Raw genomic sequence first — 18,318 nt, 5'->3', positions numbered from 1 at the left:
GTCATGCGGACGTGTGTCATGGGCACATGTGCCGTTCCGTACGCCGGTGACGTGCATGCCGTCAGACCATGTCGCCCACGCACCCGGGCTCGGCCGGTGCGGGGTCCTCGGAGCCGCCGTCGCGGGGGCGCCGCGGTACCAGCAGGACCGCCAGCGCGCCGCAGGTGATCAGGGCGACGCCGGTCCACACGGCCGGAACCATGCCGTCCGTGAACCGGTCCGCCGTGCTGAGGTCTCCGTGCGCGGAGAACACCGAGGCGAGCACCGCGATGCCGAGGACACCACCGAGTTCGCGCAGTGCGCTGATCGCTCCGGAGGCCATGCCGCGCTCTCCCGCTTCGACCGCGCTCATCACCGTGTTCGCGGTGGGCGTGAAGTAGAAGGTCATGCCCAGACCGCACAGGACCAGCGCGGGAACCAGCGACGGATAGGGGACCTCGGGCGAGACCCGGGCGGCGATCCACCCCAGCCCGAGGGCCTGCAGGGCCAGTCCGAGCGCCACGATGGTCCGGCTGCCGACGCGGTCGGAGACCAGACCCACCAGGGGCGCCACGAAAACGGGCACCGCGGTCCACGGCAGGATCCGCAGTCCCGCCTCCAGGGGCGTGTAGCCGCGTGGGCCCTGGAGGAACTGGGTGAGCAGGAAGACCGACCCGAACATGCCGGCGAACATCAGCAGCCCGGCGCCGTTCATCGCGCTGAAGGTCCGGTGGCGGAACAACTTCATCGGGAACATGGGGTGTTCGGCCCGCAGCTCCCAGCGGACGAAGGCGACCAGGACGGCCGCGCCACCGGCCAGCGACAGCAGGACGCGCGCGCTGCTCCAGTGGTCGGCGTGACCGTTGATGATGCCGAAGACGACCCCGAAGAGTCCGGCACTGGCCAGGACGGTGCCCACCAGGTCCAGGCGTGGGCCGGGGCCGTGGCTCTCGGTGAGCTTCCACCGGGCCACGGGCAGCACCACCGCTCCGATCGGCACGTTGATCCAGAAGATCCACTGCCAGCTCAGGTGCTCGACCACCGCTCCGCCGAGGAGCGGTCCCATGGCGATCGCCACGCCCTCCACGGCGCTCATCGCCCCCAGCAGGGCACCACGGCGCCGCTCGGGCGCCGCGTCCGTGAGGATCGTCAGGTTCAGCGGCATCAGCAGCGCGGCGCCGAGCCCCTGCACGGCGCGCGCGGCGATCAGGGCGCCGATGCCGGGGGCCAGCGCTGCCCCGGCCGACGCGACGACGAAGACACCCAGCCCGATGCCGAACATCCGCCGCCGGCCGAACCTGTCCCCGAGGGCCGCGCCGGTCAGCATGAGCACCGAGTAGGTGAGGGTGTAGGCGTTGACGGTCCACTCAAGCTGCTGGATGCTCCCGCCGAGGTCCTCGCGGATCGACGGCAGGGCCGTGATGACGACGAGGTTGTCGAGCGACACCATGGCCACGCCCAGGCCACAGCAGAAGAACGTCCACAGCACGCTCCGTTGCCGAACACTCATGTCCACCTCCATGGTCGGACGGGTCGCGCGGGCACCGGCGGCACGGCCTCGCCCGGTCCGCGTCACGAGGCCGCGCCGGGGCGACGGGCCAGCCGCAGGAGTTCCGGCAGCAGCGCCCCCAGTTCCACCGGCCATCGCGCCCGGGTGCGCCACCGCTCCCCCAGCGGCCTGGCCTTCTGGTGCACATCGAGACGGACCTCGGGCCGCACCCGCTGACCGGCCAGCAGCCGCACCACCATGTGGGAGCTGATCACGCCGAACGCCATGGCGGTGTAGGCGACCTGAGGAAAGCTGTAGTCGGTCCGGGCGTGGTTGGCCCGGATCTCGGCCAGCATGTCCGTCGGCACGTGCCGCAACGGCACGGCCCGGCGCAGCAGCTCCCACATGTCGTAACGGTCCGCGTCGTGCGGTCCGAGGGCCCCCGCGAACGGTTCGCGGACGTGCCGGTAGTCGTAGCAGCGGACGTACTGGGTGCCTGCCATGTCCCAGCCGGTGATCAGCGGCAGCCGGCGCCGTACGGCGTGGCGATGCAGCAGGAGTTTGGCCCGCCAGCCCTCGGGGGTCGTGACGTCCACCCCGTCGATGACCACCTGGCAGGAGGCCGTCAGCTTCTCGACGGTCTGCGGGGTGACGCCTTCGGTGAAGACCTCGACCGAGGCATGGGGATTGATCGCCCGTACCCGGTCCCCGGCCAGCGAGGCCTTGTTGCGGTCGAGGTCGGCGACGGTCGCCGACTGCCGGTTGAGATTGTTCAGTTCGTACGTTCCCGGGTCGGCGAGCACGAACTTCTGCAGGCCGAGCCGGGTCAGCGGTTCGACTGCCGCGCCGCCGATCGACCCGCAGCCGGCCACCAGGACGGTGGCCGTGCGCAGCGCCCACTGATCGGCCCCGGGCACCACGCCGGCGTTACGGGCGGTCAGTTCGGCGTAGAACCCGGCTTTCGCCGCAGGACCTGCCGGCGCCTCGGTCATCGGCTCCCTGTCGCCGTTCGTCACCTGCGAGCCTCTCCTCGTGCGGGATCGGGACGGTGTCCGGTGCCCCTCCTGTGTGCGGCCAGGGTGGTGATCACGGCCTGCCACGAGGCGAGGCCGCCCGTCCCGTCGAGGTGGGAGCGGACCACGTCCCGGTACCAGGTGATGTCCGCGGGCACCGGGGCGGCGAACGGCTTGGCCACGACCGTCTGCCGGTAGATGGGCGCCATGGGATCCGACTCGCGGAGGTACGGCGACGTGCCCTCCACCACGTGCAGGTCGAAGCCGACCAGCCGCAGATGGCGCAGGGCGACGTGTTCCTTGGCGTCGCCGAGTACGACGCGCACGCCGTCGCCCAGCGCGAGCAGCGCCTCGCCGATGCCGAGCATGAGATGCCAGGGGACGCGGGTGCACTGCTCGTCCCGTGGCATCGTCTGGTCCCGCAGGAACCGTTTGAACTCGAAGGCCTGGTGGGTGCCCAGGCCGGGCCGCGCGTACCTGGCGAGCAGGTCGATGCGGTGGGCCGCCTCCGTCGGGAACGGGGTACGGCAAGGGGAGTCCAGGGGCAGACTCTCGGTGTCCGCCGAGCAGGCCAGTCCCACGTAGCCGCGGATCTTCCCGGAGCGCGCGCAGAGCGTGACGGTGTGGATGTTCTCCACGGGCGAGTGCGGCAGTGGTTCGTGGAAGGCGGCGGTGCGGTGGACCGCGTCGGCGGAGATCCAGTTCAGGCGGAGGTACTGGGCCAGGCGGAATCCCAGCACCCCCTTGAGGTAGCGGGCGGGGAACTGGCTGTCGCGGCCCGTGACGGTGACCAGGGCACCGTGCGGGTCCTCGACGAGGGAGAGAGGGTCGCCCCGGAACTCCACGGGCAGCCGCCGGTAGCTGAGCCGGTCGTGGAGCCCGATGATGTCCCGGGCGTAGCGCCGGGCGCGGGGGTCCTCGGTGCCGTCGGGCTCCAGGGCGGGGGTGTCGCACAGGACGGGGCCGATGCCTCGGCCGGCGGCCCTCACCACTCGTCCCGCTCGGCGTAGAGGCTGTCGGTGATGGCGAGCGCCAGGACCTCGGGGGTGCCCTCGTAGATCCGGGTGCCCAGCGCGTCGCGCATCGTCTTCTCCACGCCGTACGAGCGCAGATAGCCGCGTGCGCCGAGCAGGGACAGGGCCGTCTCCGCCACGTCGATCGCGGTCCGGTCCGCGAACAGCTTGGCCGCGGCCGGTTCGTAGACCGGTGGCGGCAGCTCGTTGTCGACCTTGTCGGCGGCGCGCAGGTACAGCATGCGGGCGGCGTCCACCTTGGCGGCCATGCCTGCCAGCTTGGCCGCCGTGAACTGCTGGTCCTTGAGGTGGCGGCCGCCCTGGACCCGTTCACCGCACCAGGCGATCGCCTGCTCCAGGGCGCTGCGCGCCACCCCTGTGGAGATGCCGGCCACCGCGGCGCGCGCCATGTTGCTCTGCGCCATGTTGATGGCCATGCCCTCGCCCTCCGTGCCGATCATGTACTCGGCGGGCACCCGGACGTCGTGGAACTCGAGTTCGCTGCCCAGGCAGGCGCGGTAGCCCATCTTGTCCGCCACGGGCCCGCGGACCACGCCGGGCAGGTCGAGGGGAACGATGAAGGAGGTGAGGCCGGACGCGCCCCGGCTGCCCTCCATGGTGGCGAACACGGAGGCGAACACGGCGACCTTCGCGTTGGTGATGAATCGCTTGCGGCCGCGCAGAACGTAGTCGTCGCCGTCCCTGCGGGCGGTCGTGACGTTGCGCGCGTGCTCGGCCTGGGAGGGGATGATGAGGTCGCAGCCCGCGTCCTCCTCGGTGACCGCGTTGCAGGCGAGGACCGGTTCGTCGCCCGAGAACAGGGGCAGGAAGCGGGCCTGCAGCCGCGGGTCGCCGGACAGCAGGATCGGCGCCTGGCCGAGCAGGGTGGCCCCGAAGATCAGTGCCGTGCCCGGGCAGACCGCGGCCACCTCCTCCAGCGCGGTGGCGACGCCCAGCATCCCCACCCCCAGGCCGCCGTACTCCTTCGGAATCGCCGCGCGGGTGAGACCGATCCGGTGGCCGTGACCGACGAGGTCCCAGTCGAAATGCGCCGCAGGTTTCTGGTCCAGGTCCTGGACGCGGGGTTTGACGACGTTCCGGGCGAATTCCTGCACGGTTTTCCGGAACTGTTCGACGCCGTTCGGAAGTACGTCGAAATTCAGCGCCGTCGCGGACACGGATTCGGAGAGAGCTGTGTTCACGTGCGGTGTCACTCCTTTGCGTCGGTTCGGTGTTCGGGCCGGGTCGCTCCGCGGCGGTTCACGGGCCGATGCCGGCGGCTGCCGCGATCTCGGGGTACCGGTCGAACGCGGGCCGCAGCATGGGCACCAGTTCCAGCACCTCGGCCACCTTGCCGCGGATCCGGAGCCGGCCGGTGGCGACGGCGACGGGCACCGGAAGTCGCCCCATCCACAGTGCGTGGGCCGTGTCGCAGGACATCTTGAGCGTGATCGCCGCCGGCCCCGCCGGCTCCTCGCCGACGCGGACACCCTGCGGTGACACGAAGATCTCGCAGTCGGGCTTCGTGTGGACGAGCCGGACCGACAGCCCGTCCTGCCGGGCCTTCGCCACGAAATCGGCGTCCTCCAGCAATACGGTGAACAAACCACTGAAGACCTTCACGGCCATTTCGCTGGACGGAAAAACGGACATGTTCCCCCTTCGCTGTTGGCTCGCTTCACGTTAGGGGGTGTCAGGACCGGATTCCACCACGCCAACACAAGGCCGAAGGGAAGCGGACAGGACATCGAAAGGAGGCGCGAGAAACGCGCGACCGGAAACAGATACCGGAAAGGAAATTCACCCACAGAGCACTTGGCGGGTTCTGGCACGCACCAACCGCGACTCTCTGCGTTTCCACCTCGTCAGCGTGCTGTCGGCGCTCAGGGAGCGCCGGGCGATCTGATCCAGCCCAGCGAGCGTTCGACGGCCCGCTGCCAGTTGTCGTACTCCGACTCCCGGTGACCGGCGTCCATTCCGGGCAGCCAGCGGGCCGCCGGGTGCCAGTTGCGGCGCAGTACCTCAAGATCCGGCCAGTAACCGGCGGCGAGCCCGGCGGCGTAGCCGGCTCCCAGGGAGACCGTCTCGGAGACCATGGGCCGTACGACGGGCACGTCGAGCACATCGGCGACGAACTGCATGAGCAGGTTGTCCGCCGTCATGCCACCGTCGACCTTCAGCTCCTTCAGGGCCACCGACGAGTCGGCGTTCATGGCGTCGACGACCTCACGTGTCTGCCAGCCCGTGGCCTCCAGGACGGCTCGGGCCAGGTGCCCGCTCGTGATGTAGGAGGTGAGGCCGACGATGACGCCGCGGGCGTCGCTGCGCCAGCGGGGTGCGAACAGGCCGGAGAAGGCGGGGACGATGTAGCAGCCGCCGTTGTCCTCGACGGTCCTCGCGAGGGTTTCGATCTCCGGCGCACTGCTGATCAGTCCCAGCCGGTCACGGAACCACTGGACCAGCGCCCCGGTGACGGCTATCGACCCTTCCAGGGCGTAGACCGGCGGCCGGTCCCCGATCTTGTAGGCGACCGTCGTGAGCAGTCCGTGCCGGGACCGTACGACGTCGGTGCCGGTGTTGAGCAGCAGAAAGCTGCCCGTTCCGTACGTGCACTTGGCCTCGCCCGGGGAGAAACAGGTCTGGCCGAAGAGCGCCGCCTGCTGGTCGCCGAGCGCGGCGGTGATGGGAACGCCGGGAAGCAGCGCGCGGGCCTCGCCGTAGGTCTCCGCGGAGGATCTGATCTCGGGGAGCATGGGACGGGGGACGCCGAAGAACGCCAGGAGTTCCTCGTCCCAGCTGAGCGTGTGGATGTTCATCAGCATGGTGCGGCTGGCGTTGGTGGCGTCGGTGATGTGCAGACCGCCGTCGGCGCCGCCGGTGAGGTTCCAGACAAGCCAGCTCTCCATGGTGCCGAACAGCACGTCACCGTCCTTCGCGCGCTGTTCCAGGCCTTTGACGTGGTCGAACAGCCAGCGGATCCGCAGCGCCGAGAAGTAGGTGGAGGGCGGCAGGCCGCACCGGTCCAGGAAGAACTCCTCGCCGGGCTGCTGCCTGAGCTCCTCGACCAGCGGCGCCGTGCGCGTGTCCTGCCAGACGAGCGCCCGGCCCAGCGGGGTGCCCGTACGGCGGTCCCAGAGCACCGTCGTCTCCCGCTGGTTGGCCAGGCCGATGGCGGCGACCTGTTCCGCGTCGACGGCCGCACCGGAGCCGGTCAGCACCTCGGCGACCACCCGTCGCAGGTTGTGCCATATCTCGACGGCGTCGTGCTCGACCCAGCCGGGCCTCGGGAAGTGCTGCTGGTGCTCGCGCTGTGCGACGGACACCAGCCGGCCGCCCCGGTCGAACAGAATGCATCGCGTGGAGTTGGTGCCCTGATCGATGGACATCACATAACGCTCCACCATGATCGGGTCCGCCTTCCGATGGGTCGCGGAGGAAGCCGGCGCCTACCAGCGGGCGGCGCCCAGGTCTCTGGAGATCGCCCGTGCGGCCTCCCGGATCAGTGTGATCAGGCTGGGCCGGGGGCGCCCCTGGCTGTCACAGATCCGCTCGACCGGACCGGACAGCCCGATGGCGCCGACGACAAGGCCGCCATGCCCCCGGATCGGCACGGCGAGCCCCGCCTCACCCATGCTCATCTCCTGGTTCTCGACGGCCCAGCCCACTTCCCGGACCTCGGCGAGTGCCCGGGTGAGCTGTTCCTGGGTGACCAGGGTGTGCCGGGTGTACGCGTCCAGCCCCGACTCCAGGGCGGAGTCGAAGGGCGCGGTCCCGTAGGCCAGCAGCACCTTGCCCAGCGAGGAGGCGTGCAGCGGCAGCAGCGCGCCCACGTCCAGCGTCTGGAGGGTGTCGTCGGGCCGGAACACGTGGTGGACGACCAGGACCATGCCTTCCAGGGGGGTGCCCAGGCGTACTGCTTCCCCACTGCGGGCGGCCAGGGCGTCGGCCCAGTTGATGGAGCGGGACCGCAGCTCGTTGACGTCGAGGTAGCTCGTGCCGAGGTGCAGCAGGGCCGCTCCGAGCTGGTATTTCCCGGTCGTCGCGTCCTGCTCCACGAAGTCCACGTGCTGGAGGGTGCGCAGAATGCCGTGGGCGGTTCCCTTGGCCAGACCGAGGGAGGCCGCCACCTCCCCGAGTCCGAGTCGGCGAGGCCCACCGGCGAGCAGCCGCAGAATGGCGGCCGCCCGTTCGATGGACTGGACCGGACCGGTCATGAAGCGAGCTTATTACCGTCTCGGGCGGTCCGCCGTACGGGCGCAGGGCCGCCGCGGCACCGGAGGGGAGGGGAGCGTTCGGTAATGCCGACCCCCGTTCATTGACCGGCCCGGCGCGGCTGCTTAGCGTGCTTGGAGGCCTGGCAACGTGCCGAGGCACGACATGCAGGGCCTGTGGCACCGACCCCTGGAGACACGAGATGGCGGTACAGCTCAACACGCGGGTGCGGGGGGCAAGCGAATACGTCTTCGCGATGCCGCCCGTCGCCGGCGCCGTACCGGACGTACGTCGACGGGCCGGCGCGGTCCTGGCTGCCTGGAAGTTGTCCCCGGACGTCATCGAGGACGCGCTGCTGGTGGTATCGGAGCTGCTCACGAACGCGATCGTCCATGCCCTGCCCCCGGCAGTGCTGCGGCTCTCGTGGCTGCGGGACGGCGGACTCGGCACCCTGCGCATCGAAGTCACGGACGCGGGTCCCGCCCGTACGGGGGGACAGCCGCCCGCGGGGATCGACCCGGACGAGCACGGCCGGGGCGAGGAGATCGTCCACGCGCTGGCGACTCGGTACGGCGTGCAGACGCGTCCGGGCGCGATCACCCGGTGGGCCGATCTCGTCGCCGTGTGACCTGGTGGGCGCCGACGTGGGAGCTCTTCCCGTCAGCGGCCGGGTACCGGCGCGGACGCGGCGTCCCTCCGCTCGGCCGACCGGTTCCCGGCGTCCGGGCCCACGGTGGCGCACCGGCTGCGCGACACCAGAGGAACGACTTCCCGGCCGTCCCGGCCGACCCGGCCGTCCTGGCCGTCCTGGCCTTCCGGTTCCGGGACGGCCGTTTCCCGTGCCTTCGATGCGGTCGGGAGCGGTTCGCCCGCGGCCTGCATGCGGAGCAGGAGCAGCGCCGCGTCGTCGTGAAGCCGGCCGCCCACATGTGCCAGCAGTTCGTCGTGGACCGCGGAGAGGATGTGCTCCGGCTCGTCGGACACATGGCGGGCCACCCTTGCGGCCAGCGGGTAGAACTCACGGGCGCGGTCGCGGGCCTCGATGACACCGTCGGTGTAGAGCAGCAGCTGATCGCCCTCGGAGAAGGGCAGGATCTCCAGGCAGGGGGGCTCGCCGACGAGGGCGCGCAGGCCGAGGGGCGGAGCCGGACGGGTGGCCTCGACCGCGACGACGTCCCCGGACCCGGATATCAGCAGCGGGGACGCGTGTCCGCAGTTGACCACCTCAAGCTGCCCGGCGCCCGGGTGGCCGACGACCACCGCGGTGACGAAGTCGTCGGACCCGAGGTTGCGCGCCAGGCTCCGCTCGATCCTGCCGACGACGGCGAGGAGATCGGGCTCGTCGTAGGCGGCCTCGCGAAAGACACCGAGGACGAGTGCGGCGATCTCCACGGCCGGCAGCCCCTTGCCGCGTACGTCGCCGACGATCAGCCTGACCCCGTGCGGGGTGGACACCAGGGCGTAGAGATCACCGCCGATACGGGCCTCGGCCGCTGCCGCGCTGTAGCGGACCGCCACCCGGAACGGGCCGACGGTCTGCGGGATGGGCTTGAGAACGGCGTGCTGGGCGGCCTCCGCGACCGAGCGGACGGCGGCGAGCACCCGTTCCCGGCGGCCGCGCAGCGCGCTGGCCAGGGCGCTCGCCAGGGTGACGGCCAGCAGCGCCGAGAGCACGGCCGCCAGCTCGTGCCCCGGACCCGCCTCCCTGACGCCCAGGGTGGCGCCCAGCACGGCGGCGAGGAATCCCACGCTCAGGACGCCGCGGGGACCGTTGGTACTGGCGGCCAGGGCAGGCCCGGCCGCCAGCAGCGGCAGCCAGAACATCCCTGAGCCGGCGAAGGCGTCGCCGAGCGCGACGCCGGAGACGATCAGAACCGGCGCCACCGGCATTCCGGCCGCCAGCTGGGAGGCGGCGCGCCTGGGGACCGGTGTCCCGGGGCCGGCCCCTGGTTTCCTGAGCGGCCGCAACGGCCAGTGGTTGCCACCATGGTCTCGCGCCTGCCTCATGTCCTTGTCCGCACCTCACCCGTACAGGCCTTAAGCCCGACTTATCCGTTTCATCCAGGAAACGGGGTCCGGTCGGCACGCCACAAGGAGTGGGATTTCAGATAGTGAGCGACAGGCCTCTGGTCACGCGGTCCGCGGTCAGGAGCAGCCGGCCCCGGACCTCCGGGAGGCGGGAGAGCCGTTCCGCCGGCAGGGAGACGCCGAGCGAGCCGAGGACGTCGCCACGGTAGATGGGAACGGCCACACACACCGTGCCCAGGGCGTACTCCTCAAGATCCGTGACGGCCGGGGCCAAGGGGGAGGCGTCGAGGTTGCGGAGCAGCTCCGGGAGGCTGGTGATGGTCCGTGGCGTCAGGTCGGCGAGATCGTGCCGGGAGAGGTAGTCACGGCGGGACTCCTCGTCCAGTTCGCGCAGGACGGACTTGCCCAGCGCGGTGGCGTGTCCCGCGTCCTCGAATCCCACCCAGAGGTCGACGCGGGGCGCGCGTGGGCCGTCGACGATCTCGGCGACGCTGATCTCGCCGCCCTCGTAGAACGTCAGGTAGGTGGCAGTGGCCATCTCGTCACGCAGCGCGGCGAGCGCGGGCCGGACGCGGCTGAGCAGCGCCTGGGTGTGCCCCGTGGTGTGCAGCGTCTGCACCTTGTCACCGAGGACGAAGCCGCCGTCGGCCAGCTTCCGCAGGTACCCGTCGTGGACCATCGTCCGCAGCAGGTGATAGGCGGTGGCCAGGGGCAGCCCCGTCTCACGGGCCAGCTGCTTCGCGGGCGCGCCGTTCTCGTGCGCGCTCACCGCCTCCAGCAGGCGGAAGGCGCGCTGCACGGACATGATGAGCGTGGGGCTCTCGTGAACGCTCATGCCACCAGCGTGCGCCCGACACGCGGTGCGAGCAAGGCGCGGGCCCTTCGTACCACGATCGAGTGGTACGACAACTCATTCGATCAGGGCTGGGATCTGCGGTTCTCTGCAATTCTGGGCATGGAAGTCAGCAGGCCAATTCGTCGAGCAGGGTGTGGTCGAAGCGTTCGGCCTGGCCGTTGGTCTGCGGCCGGTACAGGACCTTTCAGACCGGAAAAGGGCATAACACTTTCCGCCGGGGGATCCCTGCGCCGTATACGCCACACCACTCCGAGAGCGGTATAGTTCAGCCGTCAACTGCCGCTGCCCGCGCGCCGGTTCCTCTTCCTTCCTCAGAGCGGAGGCCAGGTGCCCCTTGTACGTCTCGTGATGAGCACGGATGCACCTCGGGCCCACCACGGACTGCATCGAACAGCCATCACGAGCACCTGCCGCAGCCTGGTCCATTCCACCTACGCATTTCCCACACAGTGACCGGGATCTTTCCTCCCCTCTCCCGACACATCTCATCGAAAGTCTCCCTCTTTCGTGGCCATCACCGTGCACGAGGACCGGCCTGTCGGTCGGCATGCCGCCATTCCGTCCGGCAGTCTCTTTCGGCGAATATATGCTCCGCGCGCGAGTGACGCGCTGGCATTCTCCATGGCGACGTACGCCATGCCACTCCTGGTCCTGGCAATTACCGGCTCTTCGTCTTTGACAGGCCTGGCGTTCGCGTTGGAGTGGACTCCGCGGATCGCGGCGTTCGTCCCCGCCGGCAACGCGGTGGACCGCCGGGGGGCCGCGATCGTCTGCTTCATCGCCTCTCTCACCCGGGCCACGGTGGTGGCGGTCTCGGCGGTCGCCCTGCTCATGATTCCTCGGGGCACTGCCGAGACCGCGGTGGTCCTGATTCTGGCAGCCGTCACCGGCACTCTCTCCCAGTTCGGTTTCGTTGCCAACGAGGCCGTCGGAGCGATCGTCACCCGCCGGGACCGAGGCCGGCCTCAGGGGATACAGGCAGTCCTCGTCGGTATCGACCAGACGGCCACGGTCATCGGGCCGCTGCTCGCCGGCTTCCTTCTCCTGGCGGGACCGGGATGGATGCTCGGGTGTCTGAGCGCAGTGTCCTTGATCGCCGCCGTGCTCGGCCTGCAGACTCCGCCGACCCCGCTCCGCGCCGCACGTGCCGACGCCACAGGAAACGACAGCGCACTGCGCTTGGGCCTGCGAACGTTGCTGAGGCTACCCGCCCTGGGCTGGCTGGTGGGAGGCCTGGCCTGTTCCAACCTCGCGCTCGGGCTGCTCCAGTCCGCGAGCCCTGTGATCGTGGTGGAGACTCTCGGGCGCTCGTCCGCCGATGTCGGCGCCATGTGGTCCGCTGCCGCCGTGGCGACCCTGCTGGCCATCGCGGGCTGCCGGCTCGTGCTGAGCCGCCTCGACCTCTGGGGCGTGGGCATGGTGTCCGCGACGCTCGCCTGCGCCGCATGTCTTGCCCTTACCCAGGCTCCGTCCTTCGCCTCCTACACCGTCCTGATAGCAATCTTCATGGCGGGAGACGGTGGCCTCACTGTCGTGCTGCGTACGGTGCGCTCGCTGATCATCCCTACCACGGCACTCGGCGCGACGCTCTCACTGACGATGCTCCTTCTGCTGCTGCCCTTCCCCGCGGCAGGCATCCTCGTGGCGCTCACTCCGCCGCCGCACCTCGGCAACGTCATACTGGCCTGCGCTCTCGTTCAGGCTGCCGCTCTGGCCACCACCTTCATAAGGCTGCGCAACGAGCCCACCCTGCGCATGGTCGCCGCCCGACGATGAAGAACAATGCTCTGGCCAGATCGAGCGGGACTCCGCCGGGAGGAAGCACCACCGACCGCAGGGGCAGGACTGCCTCCTCGGCGCGGGCGCCGACACCCTGGACCGCGGTGCACGGCCACGGCTCAGCGTGCCGGCAGAGCCGGCATTCACGGCAGGGCACGGCCCAGTCGAGAACGGGCGAGAACGGGCGGTCCCTCGGGCCGGCACCGGTGACCTGCTCTGCGATCCCGGTGATGACGCCGAGCGCCTCGTGTCCGCGGACGAGCGGGTAACCGGGTACGAGAGCGCCGTTGCACATCGCGCGTCGGCGAGGAGGGCCCTGACAGGTCTCGGGCGTGACGCCGCAGCCTGTCCGGCATCACGCCGGATGATCCACCGCGTCGTTCCGCAACCGCACCGCCGCCATCAGGCTCAGCCCCGGCTCGGCCTGCCGCAGCGCCTTCACCGCCGCGGCGGAGGTGAGATCTCCCGCAAAGCCGACATCGGCCAGCCGGGCGCGGACCCAGTCACCACGCAGCCGACTCGCGGTGGCTGCGGCGGTGGATTCGACGATGGTGACCGCGCGTTCGAGGCCTGCGCGGGTCTCCGCCGAGGCGTCGGCAAGGGCCCCGCGCAGTGCCGCCGACACCACCTGCGCGTCCCGGATCACCACGATGTTGTCGCTCTTGCCCATCTTTCGGATTCCTTTCGCAGAAAACAGCTGTTCTTGCAGGACGCACCTCCGGCGGACAAGAAGGCGTCAGCGAGATTCCTGGCGCAGTGCGGGTCCTGCCCCGCCCGGTGGTTGCGACGACGGGACCGGGACGCGAGCAGACCGCGGCCGCGAGGAAGGAGGCCGCCAGTGCGGACGAGCCCTCAGCGCCGGGTCGGCCTCGGTCAGCCGGTGAACCTCGCGCCGAGGGCTCCACCGCCGCCACGCGCTGACCACCTTTCCAACCAGCCGACCACAGCCCCTAGTTGATGGTCAGAATAGTCAAGCCCGAACAATGCAACCCGGACAGCACTCTTCGCGCCCTCGTTGAGGCCCCCATGAGGGCGTGGCACCACCTCCATGGACGACGCACGCACTCCTGCACCCAGAAGTATGGTGTCCCACCACATACGCCTCTGACCTGCGCGTTCCTACGGTATGGGACACACGATCGTCCCCGTCGAACGCCAGGAAGTGGTGCCGATGTCGTCACCGACCAGTTCCCCGCCCGCTCCGTCGAACCTCCCCCGCATCGTCGCCGCCGGCCTCATCGGCACCACCATCGAGTGGTACGACTTCTTTCTCTACGGCTCCGCGGCCGCCCTCGTCTTCAACAAGCTGTTCTTCCCGGACTCCGACCCGCTCGTCGGCACACTGCTGGCCTTCCTGACGTACGCCGTCGGATTCGCCGCCCGGCCGCTCGGGGCCCTGGTGTTCGGGCACTACGGGGACCGGCTCGGGCGCAAGCGGCTGCTTGTGCTGAGTCTCCTGCTGATGGGTGGGGCCACGTTCGCGATCGGGCTGCTGCCCACGCACGCGACGGTCGGCGGCGCGGCCCCGGTGCTGCTGACTCTCCTGCGGCTCGTCCAGGGGTTCGCACTGGGCGGTGAGTGGGGCGGAGCCGTCCTGCTCGTCTCCGAGCACGGCGACCCACGCCGGCGCGGCTTCTGGGCGTCGTGGCCGCAGACCGGGGCCCCGGCCGGCCAGCTGCTGGCGACCGGCGTGCTGTCGCTGCTCACCGCCGTCCTGTCGGACGACGCCTTCGCGAGCTGGGGCTGGCGGATCCCGTTCCTGCTCTCCGGGGTGCTGGTCGTCATCGGCCTGTGGATTCGGCTCTCCGTCGACGAATCACCCGTGTTCCGGGAGGCGTTGGCGCGGTCGGAGGCCCGGCGGCGTGCCGGGGCGGCCGAACCGCCGCCGCTGGTCTCGGTGTTGCGCCACCACTGGCGTGACGTGCTGATCGCGATGGGTGCGCGCATGGCGGAGAACATCGGCTACTACGTCATCACGGCCTTCGTCCTCGTCTACGCCACCACCTCCGCCGGGGTCTCCGAGCAGACCGCCCTGAACGCCGTACTCATCGGCTCCGCCGTGCACTTCGCCGTGATCCCGGCGTGGGGCGCGCTGTCGGACCGGATCGGGCGGCGGCCCGTCTACCTGCTGGGCGCGGCTGGGATCGGGCTGTGGATGTTCCCGTTCTTCGCCCTCGCCGACACCGGCCGATTCGGTTACCTGGTCCTGGCGGTCACCGTCGGCCTGGTGCTGCACGGTGCCATGTACGCGCCCCAGGCCGCCTTCTTCGCCGAGATGTTCGCGACCCGGATGCGCTACTCCGGCGCTTCCGTAGGCGCCCAGTTCGCCTCCGTCGCGGCCGGTGCGCCCGCCCCGCTCATCGCCACCGCTCTGCTGTCCGGCTACGGCAGCCCGACCCCGATCGCCCTGTACGTGATCACGGCGTCCCTGCTCACCCTGGTCGCGGTGGGCGTGGCGAAGGAGACCCGGCGGCGCGACCTGGCCGACGACGGCGCCGCGGCCGTCTCGCCGCGCACCGACGACGTACCCGCCCGCTGAGGGTGCGCCGCTGGTCCTGCGGGATCAGCGGCGCTCCGGCTGCGCCCCCAACCGGTGCAGGCGCAGCGCCAGCTGGATCTCCAGGGCGCGGGCGGGGCTCTGCCAGTCGTCGCCCAGGAGGCGGCCCACCCGCTCCAGCCGCTGGGCCACCGTGTTCACGTGGACGTGGAGTCCGTCCTTCGTGCGGGCCGGGCTCATCCCGCAGGCGAAGTACGCGTCGAGGGTGCGCAGCAGCTCCGTGCCGCGCCGCGTGTCGTACGCGACGACCGGACCGATGGTGCGGGTGACGAACGCGGCGACGTCCCGTTCACCGGCGAGGAGCAGGCCGAGGAAGCCGAAGTCCTCGGCGGCGGCGCCGTCTCCGCCCCGGCCGAGGAGGTTCATCGCGTCGAGGCAGCGGCGGCCCTCGGCGTACGCGACGGCCACGGTGTCGGGGCTGGTGGCGAGGTCGGCGACCGGGGCCGAGGCACCGACGGTCACCGGCTGGTGGACGGCGGTGCCGAGGTGCCGGGCGGTGCGCCGGGCCAGGCCGGTCGCGGTGTCGCCGGGGCCGAGGGGCAGCAGCAGGACGGTCCCGCCGTCGCGGGCCGCTGCCAGGCCGTGCCGGGTGGTGGCGAGGTGGGACGCGGCCGACCACAGCCGGCGGCGCGCTGTCGCGGCCTCCTCGGCGTCCGCCGCCGGGCCGTCCACGCGGGCGGCGAGCACGACATGGGTGGCATCGAGGTCGGCGTGCAACCGGGCAGCGCGGTCGCGTAGTTGACGCGGCTCCCGGGCGCGGGCGTCGAGGAGGTCGTCCAACAGCTCGCCGCGCACCCGCTGTTCGGCCTCGGCGGCGGAGCGGCGGGCGAGCAGGAGCAGTGAGGTGACCATCGCGGCGCGCTCCAGGGTGCGCTGGTCGACGGGGTCGAGCCCGGGATGGTCGCGCAGTTCCAGCGCGCCGAGGAGTTCGCCGCCCGCGGCGACCGCGGCGATCCAGTCGTCGCCGTGCCGTACCGCGTGGCCCTCCGTACGCGACCTCTCCAGCGACCGGGGATCGGCGGTGTCGGTGAACTCGACCGTACCGCCGAGGACTTCGGAGACGGCGGCGGCCACGTCATGGACCTGGCCGCCGCGCAGCACGAGTTCGGCGAGCCGGTCGTGGATGTCCGAGGCGCGTTCGATGACCGCGCTGTGGTCCTTGATGATCTCGTTGGCCCGCTCCAGGCCGGTCATGGCCGAACGGGTCTCGGTGAGCAGGTTCGCCGTGTCGATGGCGGCCGCGGCGAGCGCGGCGAAGGAGCCGAGCAGCGCGATCTGCTCCCGTTCGAAGACGCGTGCCCGCCGGTCCGCCGCGAACAGCACACCGATGACGTGCGGCCCGAGCATGAGCGGGACGCCGAGAATGGCGACCAGGCCCTCGTCGCGCACCCCGGCGTCGATGGTGAGCGTGTGCTGGAAGCGGGCGTCCTTGAAGTAGTCGTCCGTGACGTACGGCCGCGCGGTCTGTGCGACGAGCCCGCCGAGTCCTTCCCCCATGCCGAGCCGCAGCTGCTGGAAGCGGGCCGCGACCGAGCCCTCGGTGACCCGCATGTAGGTGTCGCCGCGCGCCGGGTCGTTCAGGCTCAGGTAGGCGACGTCCGTGCCGAGCAGGGAGCGGGCGCGCTGGACGATGGCCTGGAGCACGGCGTCCACGTCCCGCAGCCCTGCCAGGTCGTGGGCGGTCTCGAACAGGGCGGACAGCTCGGCCTCGCGCCGGCGTCTGCCCTCCAGCTCGGTGCGCACCCGCAGCGCGAGGAGTTTGGCCCGCTCCAGGGCGGCGATCCGCTCCGGCGGCCGGTTCTCGGCGCGGGCGAGCAGCACCGGCTGCTCGTACGCCTCCGCCGAGGCACCCCTGGCCAGCAGTTCGAGGTACGCCGGCTCGGCGCCCCCCGGCACTTCGGCGCCCAGGTCGAGGGCGCCGGCCGCCGGAGCCGGGGCCGGCCGCCTGACGGACTGCACGTGATCGCGAGACATGGTCACAGGATTCCGTATCGTCGCTCCGGCCCGTCGGGCCTGTGGAAAACTCGCGGGCCGACGGGTGCCCGGTGCGTCAGTGGGCTGTCCAGCCGCCGTCGAGCACCAGCGAGGTCCCCGTGACGAAGGACGCCTGGGGAGCACAGAGGTAGGCCACGGCCTCGGCGACCTCCTCGGGTTCGACGAGACGTTTGACGGCGCTGTCGGTCAGGAGCACCTCGGACAGCACGCGCTCCTCGGGGATGCCGTGGGCGCGAGCCTGGTCGGCGAGCTGCTTCTCGACCAGTGGGGTGCGCACATAGCCCGGGTTCACACAGTTTGAGGTCACGCCGTGGGGCGCGCCCTCCAGAGCGGCTGTCTTCGACAGGCCCTCCAGACCGTGTTTGGCGGCCACATAGGCGGACTTGTAGGCGGAGGCGCGCAGCCCGTGGACGGAGGACACGTTCACGATCCGTCCCCAGCCCTGTCGGTACATGTGCGGCAGCGCGCCCCGGATGAGCCGGAACGGCGCCTCCAGCATCACGGTCAGTACGGTGTGGAAGACGTCCGGTGGGAACTCCTCGATGGGCCGCACCAGCTGGAGGCCGGCGTTGTTGACGAGGACGTCGGTGCCGGCGGCGGCGCGTTCGGCCGCGTCCAGGTCGGCGAGGTCGAGGACGTACGGTTCGACGGCGCCGCCGGCCGGGCCCAGGGCCCGGCCGGCGCAGTCCGCAAGCCCGGCCAGCCCCGTCTCGTCCCGGTCGACGGCTCTGACCCGGGCACCGGCCGCCGCGAGACGCAGGGTGCAGGCGCGGCCGATGCCTCCGGCGGCACCGGTGACGAGGGCGGTGCGGCCATGCAGGTCGAGGGCGGGGGCGGTGCGGGCGCTGGGCGAGCTCATGGGTCGACCCTAGGGGGCACCCACCCGCTCCCCCATAGCGTCAGCACACATACTTCAGCTGAAAGCCGTAGCGTCGAACCATGTGGGTGCATCCGACATAGCCTGCTTGATCCGGAACACCCCGAACTCGTTCAGCTCCGGCAGGGCGTCCACGTCGAACCAGGCCACGTCCAGCGACTCGTCGTCGTTCACGCGGGCCTCGCCGCCGACGGCCCGGCAGCGGAACGTGATGTCCATGTACTGGCAGACATCCGTGTTCGGGTAGGTGACGGGCTCCAGCGCCTGGACGAGGACCACCCGCTCGGCGACGCAGCGCACGGCCGTCTCCTCGAAGACCTCCCGTACGGCGCAGGCCGCAGGCTGCTCCCCCGGCTCCGGAATGCCGCCGATGACCGACCACTTGCGGGTGTCGGTGCGGCGGCCCAGCAGCACTCTGCCCTCGTCGTCGAAGACGATGGCGGTGATCCCGGGGAGCCAGAGCAGCTGGTGGCCCGCGGTGGCCCGGATCGTGCGGATGAAGTCAGGAGTAGCCATGCGC

Annotated in this window: 17 protein-coding genes; 3 read left to right on the top strand and 14 right to left on the bottom strand. The window is 71.0% G+C overall.

All coding sequences use genetic code 11. From position 1 onward, the window contains the following. Positions 1-61: 61 nt before the first annotated feature. The 7 genes from OHB00_RS45655 to OHB00_RS45625 form a co-directional block, all read right to left on the bottom strand. Complete coding sequence (locus tag OHB00_RS45655) at positions 62-1,489, bottom strand: MFS transporter (protein ID WP_406444144.1); 1,428 nt, start codon at positions 1,487-1,489, stop codon at positions 62-64. A 62-nt stretch (positions 1,490-1,551) separates the two neighbouring features. Continuing rightward, a complete protein-coding gene (locus OHB00_RS45650) occupies positions 1,552-2,484 on the bottom strand; it encodes a HesA/MoeB/ThiF family protein (RefSeq protein WP_406444142.1) in 933 nt (310 codons plus the stop codon). Beyond that, on the bottom strand, positions 2,481-3,470 hold the full coding sequence (locus tag OHB00_RS45645) for a hypothetical protein (protein WP_406444140.1): 990 nt from the start codon (positions 3,468-3,470) through the stop codon (positions 2,481-2,483). Before OHB00_RS45645 ends, OHB00_RS45650 begins: the two co-directional genes overlap by 4 nt. Next, positions 3,467-4,696, bottom strand: a complete 1,230-nt coding sequence (locus OHB00_RS45640; protein WP_406444138.1) for an acyl-CoA dehydrogenase family protein — start codon at positions 4,694-4,696, stop codon at positions 3,467-3,469. The genes OHB00_RS45645 and OHB00_RS45640 overlap by 4 nt, the downstream gene beginning before the upstream one ends. Before the next feature lie 58 nt (positions 4,697-4,754). Further along, on the bottom strand, positions 4,755-5,147 hold the full coding sequence (locus OHB00_RS45635; protein ID WP_406444136.1) for a hypothetical protein: 393 nt from the start codon (positions 5,145-5,147) through the stop codon (positions 4,755-4,757). Between the two features lie 230 nt (positions 5,148-5,377). Next, positions 5,378-6,898, bottom strand: coding sequence for a glycerol kinase GlpK (gene glpK / locus OHB00_RS45630; RefSeq protein ID WP_406444134.1), 1,521 nt, complete (start codon positions 6,896-6,898; stop codon positions 5,378-5,380). Positions 6,899-6,940: 42 nt separating this feature from the next. After that, complete coding sequence (locus OHB00_RS45625) at positions 6,941-7,708, bottom strand: IclR family transcriptional regulator (RefSeq protein ID WP_406444132.1); 768 nt, start codon at positions 7,706-7,708, stop codon at positions 6,941-6,943. Between the two features lie 200 nt (positions 7,709-7,908). Here OHB00_RS45625 and OHB00_RS45620 point away from each other — a divergent pair, with 200 nt between their 5' ends. Further along, complete coding sequence (locus OHB00_RS45620) at positions 7,909-8,334, top strand: ATP-binding protein (RefSeq protein WP_406444130.1); 426 nt, start codon at positions 7,909-7,911, stop codon at positions 8,332-8,334. Between the two features lie 32 nt (positions 8,335-8,366). On the opposite strand, the gene OHB00_RS45615 is transcribed toward OHB00_RS45620, so the two are convergent. After that, positions 8,367-9,713 carry a PP2C family protein-serine/threonine phosphatase gene (locus OHB00_RS45615; RefSeq protein ID WP_406444129.1) on the bottom strand — a complete coding sequence of 449 codons (1,347 nt, stop codon included), beginning with the start codon at positions 9,711-9,713 and terminating at the stop codon, positions 8,367-8,369. Between the two features lie 97 nt (positions 9,714-9,810). Continuing rightward, positions 9,811-10,569, bottom strand: coding sequence for an IclR family transcriptional regulator (locus tag OHB00_RS45610; RefSeq protein ID WP_406444127.1), 759 nt, complete (start codon positions 10,567-10,569; stop codon positions 9,811-9,813). Positions 10,570-11,097: 528 nt separating this feature from the next. Here OHB00_RS45610 and OHB00_RS45605 point away from each other — a divergent pair. Further along, complete coding sequence (locus OHB00_RS45605) at positions 11,098-12,366, top strand: MFS transporter (protein WP_406444125.1); 1,269 nt, start codon at positions 11,098-11,100, stop codon at positions 12,364-12,366. Here the strand turns inward: OHB00_RS45605 and OHB00_RS45600 are convergent. Then, the gene (locus OHB00_RS45600; protein WP_406444123.1) at positions 12,314-12,664 is read right to left on the bottom strand and encodes an alcohol dehydrogenase catalytic domain-containing protein; all 351 of its coding nucleotides are present in this window, start codon (positions 12,662-12,664) and stop codon (positions 12,314-12,316) included. The genes OHB00_RS45605 and OHB00_RS45600 overlap by 53 nt on opposite strands. A 60-nt stretch (positions 12,665-12,724) precedes the next feature. Beyond that, complete coding sequence (locus tag OHB00_RS45595; protein WP_406444121.1) at positions 12,725-13,039, bottom strand: hypothetical protein; 315 nt, start codon at positions 13,037-13,039, stop codon at positions 12,725-12,727. 501 nt (positions 13,040-13,540) lie between these two features. On the opposite strand from OHB00_RS45595, the gene OHB00_RS45590 reads away from it, so the two are divergent. After that, positions 13,541-14,908 (top strand): MFS transporter, encoded by a 1,368-nt coding sequence (locus tag OHB00_RS45590; RefSeq protein ID WP_406444120.1) that lies wholly within the window; start codon positions 13,541-13,543, stop codon positions 14,906-14,908. 24 nt (positions 14,909-14,932) lie between these two features. On the opposite strand, the gene OHB00_RS45585 is transcribed toward OHB00_RS45590, so the two are convergent. The 3 genes from OHB00_RS45585 to OHB00_RS45575 form a co-directional block, all read right to left on the bottom strand. Continuing rightward, the gene (locus tag OHB00_RS45585; RefSeq protein ID WP_406444118.1) at positions 14,933-16,900 is read right to left on the bottom strand and encodes a helix-turn-helix domain-containing protein; all 1,968 of its coding nucleotides are present in this window, start codon (positions 16,898-16,900) and stop codon (positions 14,933-14,935) included. A gap of 76 nt (positions 16,901-16,976) precedes the next feature. Continuing rightward, the gene (locus OHB00_RS45580; RefSeq protein ID WP_406444116.1) at positions 16,977-17,780 is read right to left on the bottom strand and encodes a 3-hydroxybutyrate dehydrogenase; all 804 of its coding nucleotides are present in this window, start codon (positions 17,778-17,780) and stop codon (positions 16,977-16,979) included. Positions 17,781-17,834: 54 nt separating this feature from the next. Continuing rightward, positions 17,835-18,314, bottom strand: a complete 480-nt coding sequence (locus OHB00_RS45575) for an NUDIX hydrolase (protein ID WP_406444114.1) — start codon at positions 18,312-18,314, stop codon at positions 17,835-17,837. Between the last annotated feature and the right edge of the window lie 4 nt (positions 18,315-18,318).

Source organism: Streptomyces sp. NBC_00631 (assembly GCF_045206895.1).
GTDB lineage: Bacteria > Actinomycetota > Actinomycetes > Streptomycetales > Streptomycetaceae > Streptomyces.
The sequence above is the reverse complement of the archived record's forward strand: the minus strand, read 5'-3'. Positions and strand labels throughout refer to the sequence as shown.

What these genes read in the sequence shown, in the direction of transcription:
- OHB00_RS45655 (WP_406444144.1), bottom strand. Translation starts at nt 1,489, where the DNA reads ATGAGTGTTCGGCAACGGAGCGTGCTGTGGACGTTCTTCTGCTGTGGC.
- OHB00_RS45635 (WP_406444136.1), bottom strand. Translation starts at nt 5,147, where the DNA reads ATGTCCGTTTTTCCGTCCAGCGAAATGGCCGTGAAGGTCTTCAGTGGT.
- glpK (WP_406444134.1), bottom strand. Translation starts at nt 6,898, where the DNA reads ATGGTGGAGCGTTATGTGATGTCCATCGATCAGGGCACCAACTCCACG.
- OHB00_RS45625 (WP_406444132.1), bottom strand. Translation starts at nt 7,708, where the DNA reads ATGACCGGTCCGGTCCAGTCCATCGAACGGGCGGCCGCCATTCTGCGG.
- OHB00_RS45620 (WP_406444130.1), top strand. Translation starts at nt 7,909, where the DNA reads ATGGCGGTACAGCTCAACACGCGGGTGCGGGGGGCAAGCGAATACGTC.
- OHB00_RS45615 (WP_406444129.1), bottom strand. Translation starts at nt 9,713, where the DNA reads ATGAGGCAGGCGCGAGACCATGGTGGCAACCACTGGCCGTTGCGGCCG.
- OHB00_RS45610 (WP_406444127.1), bottom strand. Translation starts at nt 10,569, where the DNA reads ATGAGCGTTCACGAGAGCCCCACGCTCATCATGTCCGTGCAGCGCGCC.
- OHB00_RS45600 (WP_406444123.1), bottom strand. Translation starts at nt 12,664, where the DNA reads ATGTGCAACGGCGCTCTCGTACCCGGTTACCCGCTCGTCCGCGGACAC.
- OHB00_RS45595 (WP_406444121.1), bottom strand. Translation starts at nt 13,039, where the DNA reads ATGGGCAAGAGCGACAACATCGTGGTGATCCGGGACGCGCAGGTGGTG.
- OHB00_RS45590 (WP_406444120.1), top strand. Translation starts at nt 13,541, where the DNA reads ATGTCGTCACCGACCAGTTCCCCGCCCGCTCCGTCGAACCTCCCCCGC.
- OHB00_RS45585 (WP_406444118.1), bottom strand. Translation starts at nt 16,900, where the DNA reads ATGTCTCGCGATCACGTGCAGTCCGTCAGGCGGCCGGCCCCGGCTCCG.
- OHB00_RS45580 (WP_406444116.1), bottom strand. Translation starts at nt 17,780, where the DNA reads ATGAGCTCGCCCAGCGCCCGCACCGCCCCCGCCCTCGACCTGCATGGC.
- OHB00_RS45575 (WP_406444114.1), bottom strand. Translation starts at nt 18,314, where the DNA reads ATGGCTACTCCTGACTTCATCCGCACGATCCGGGCCACCGCGGGCCAC.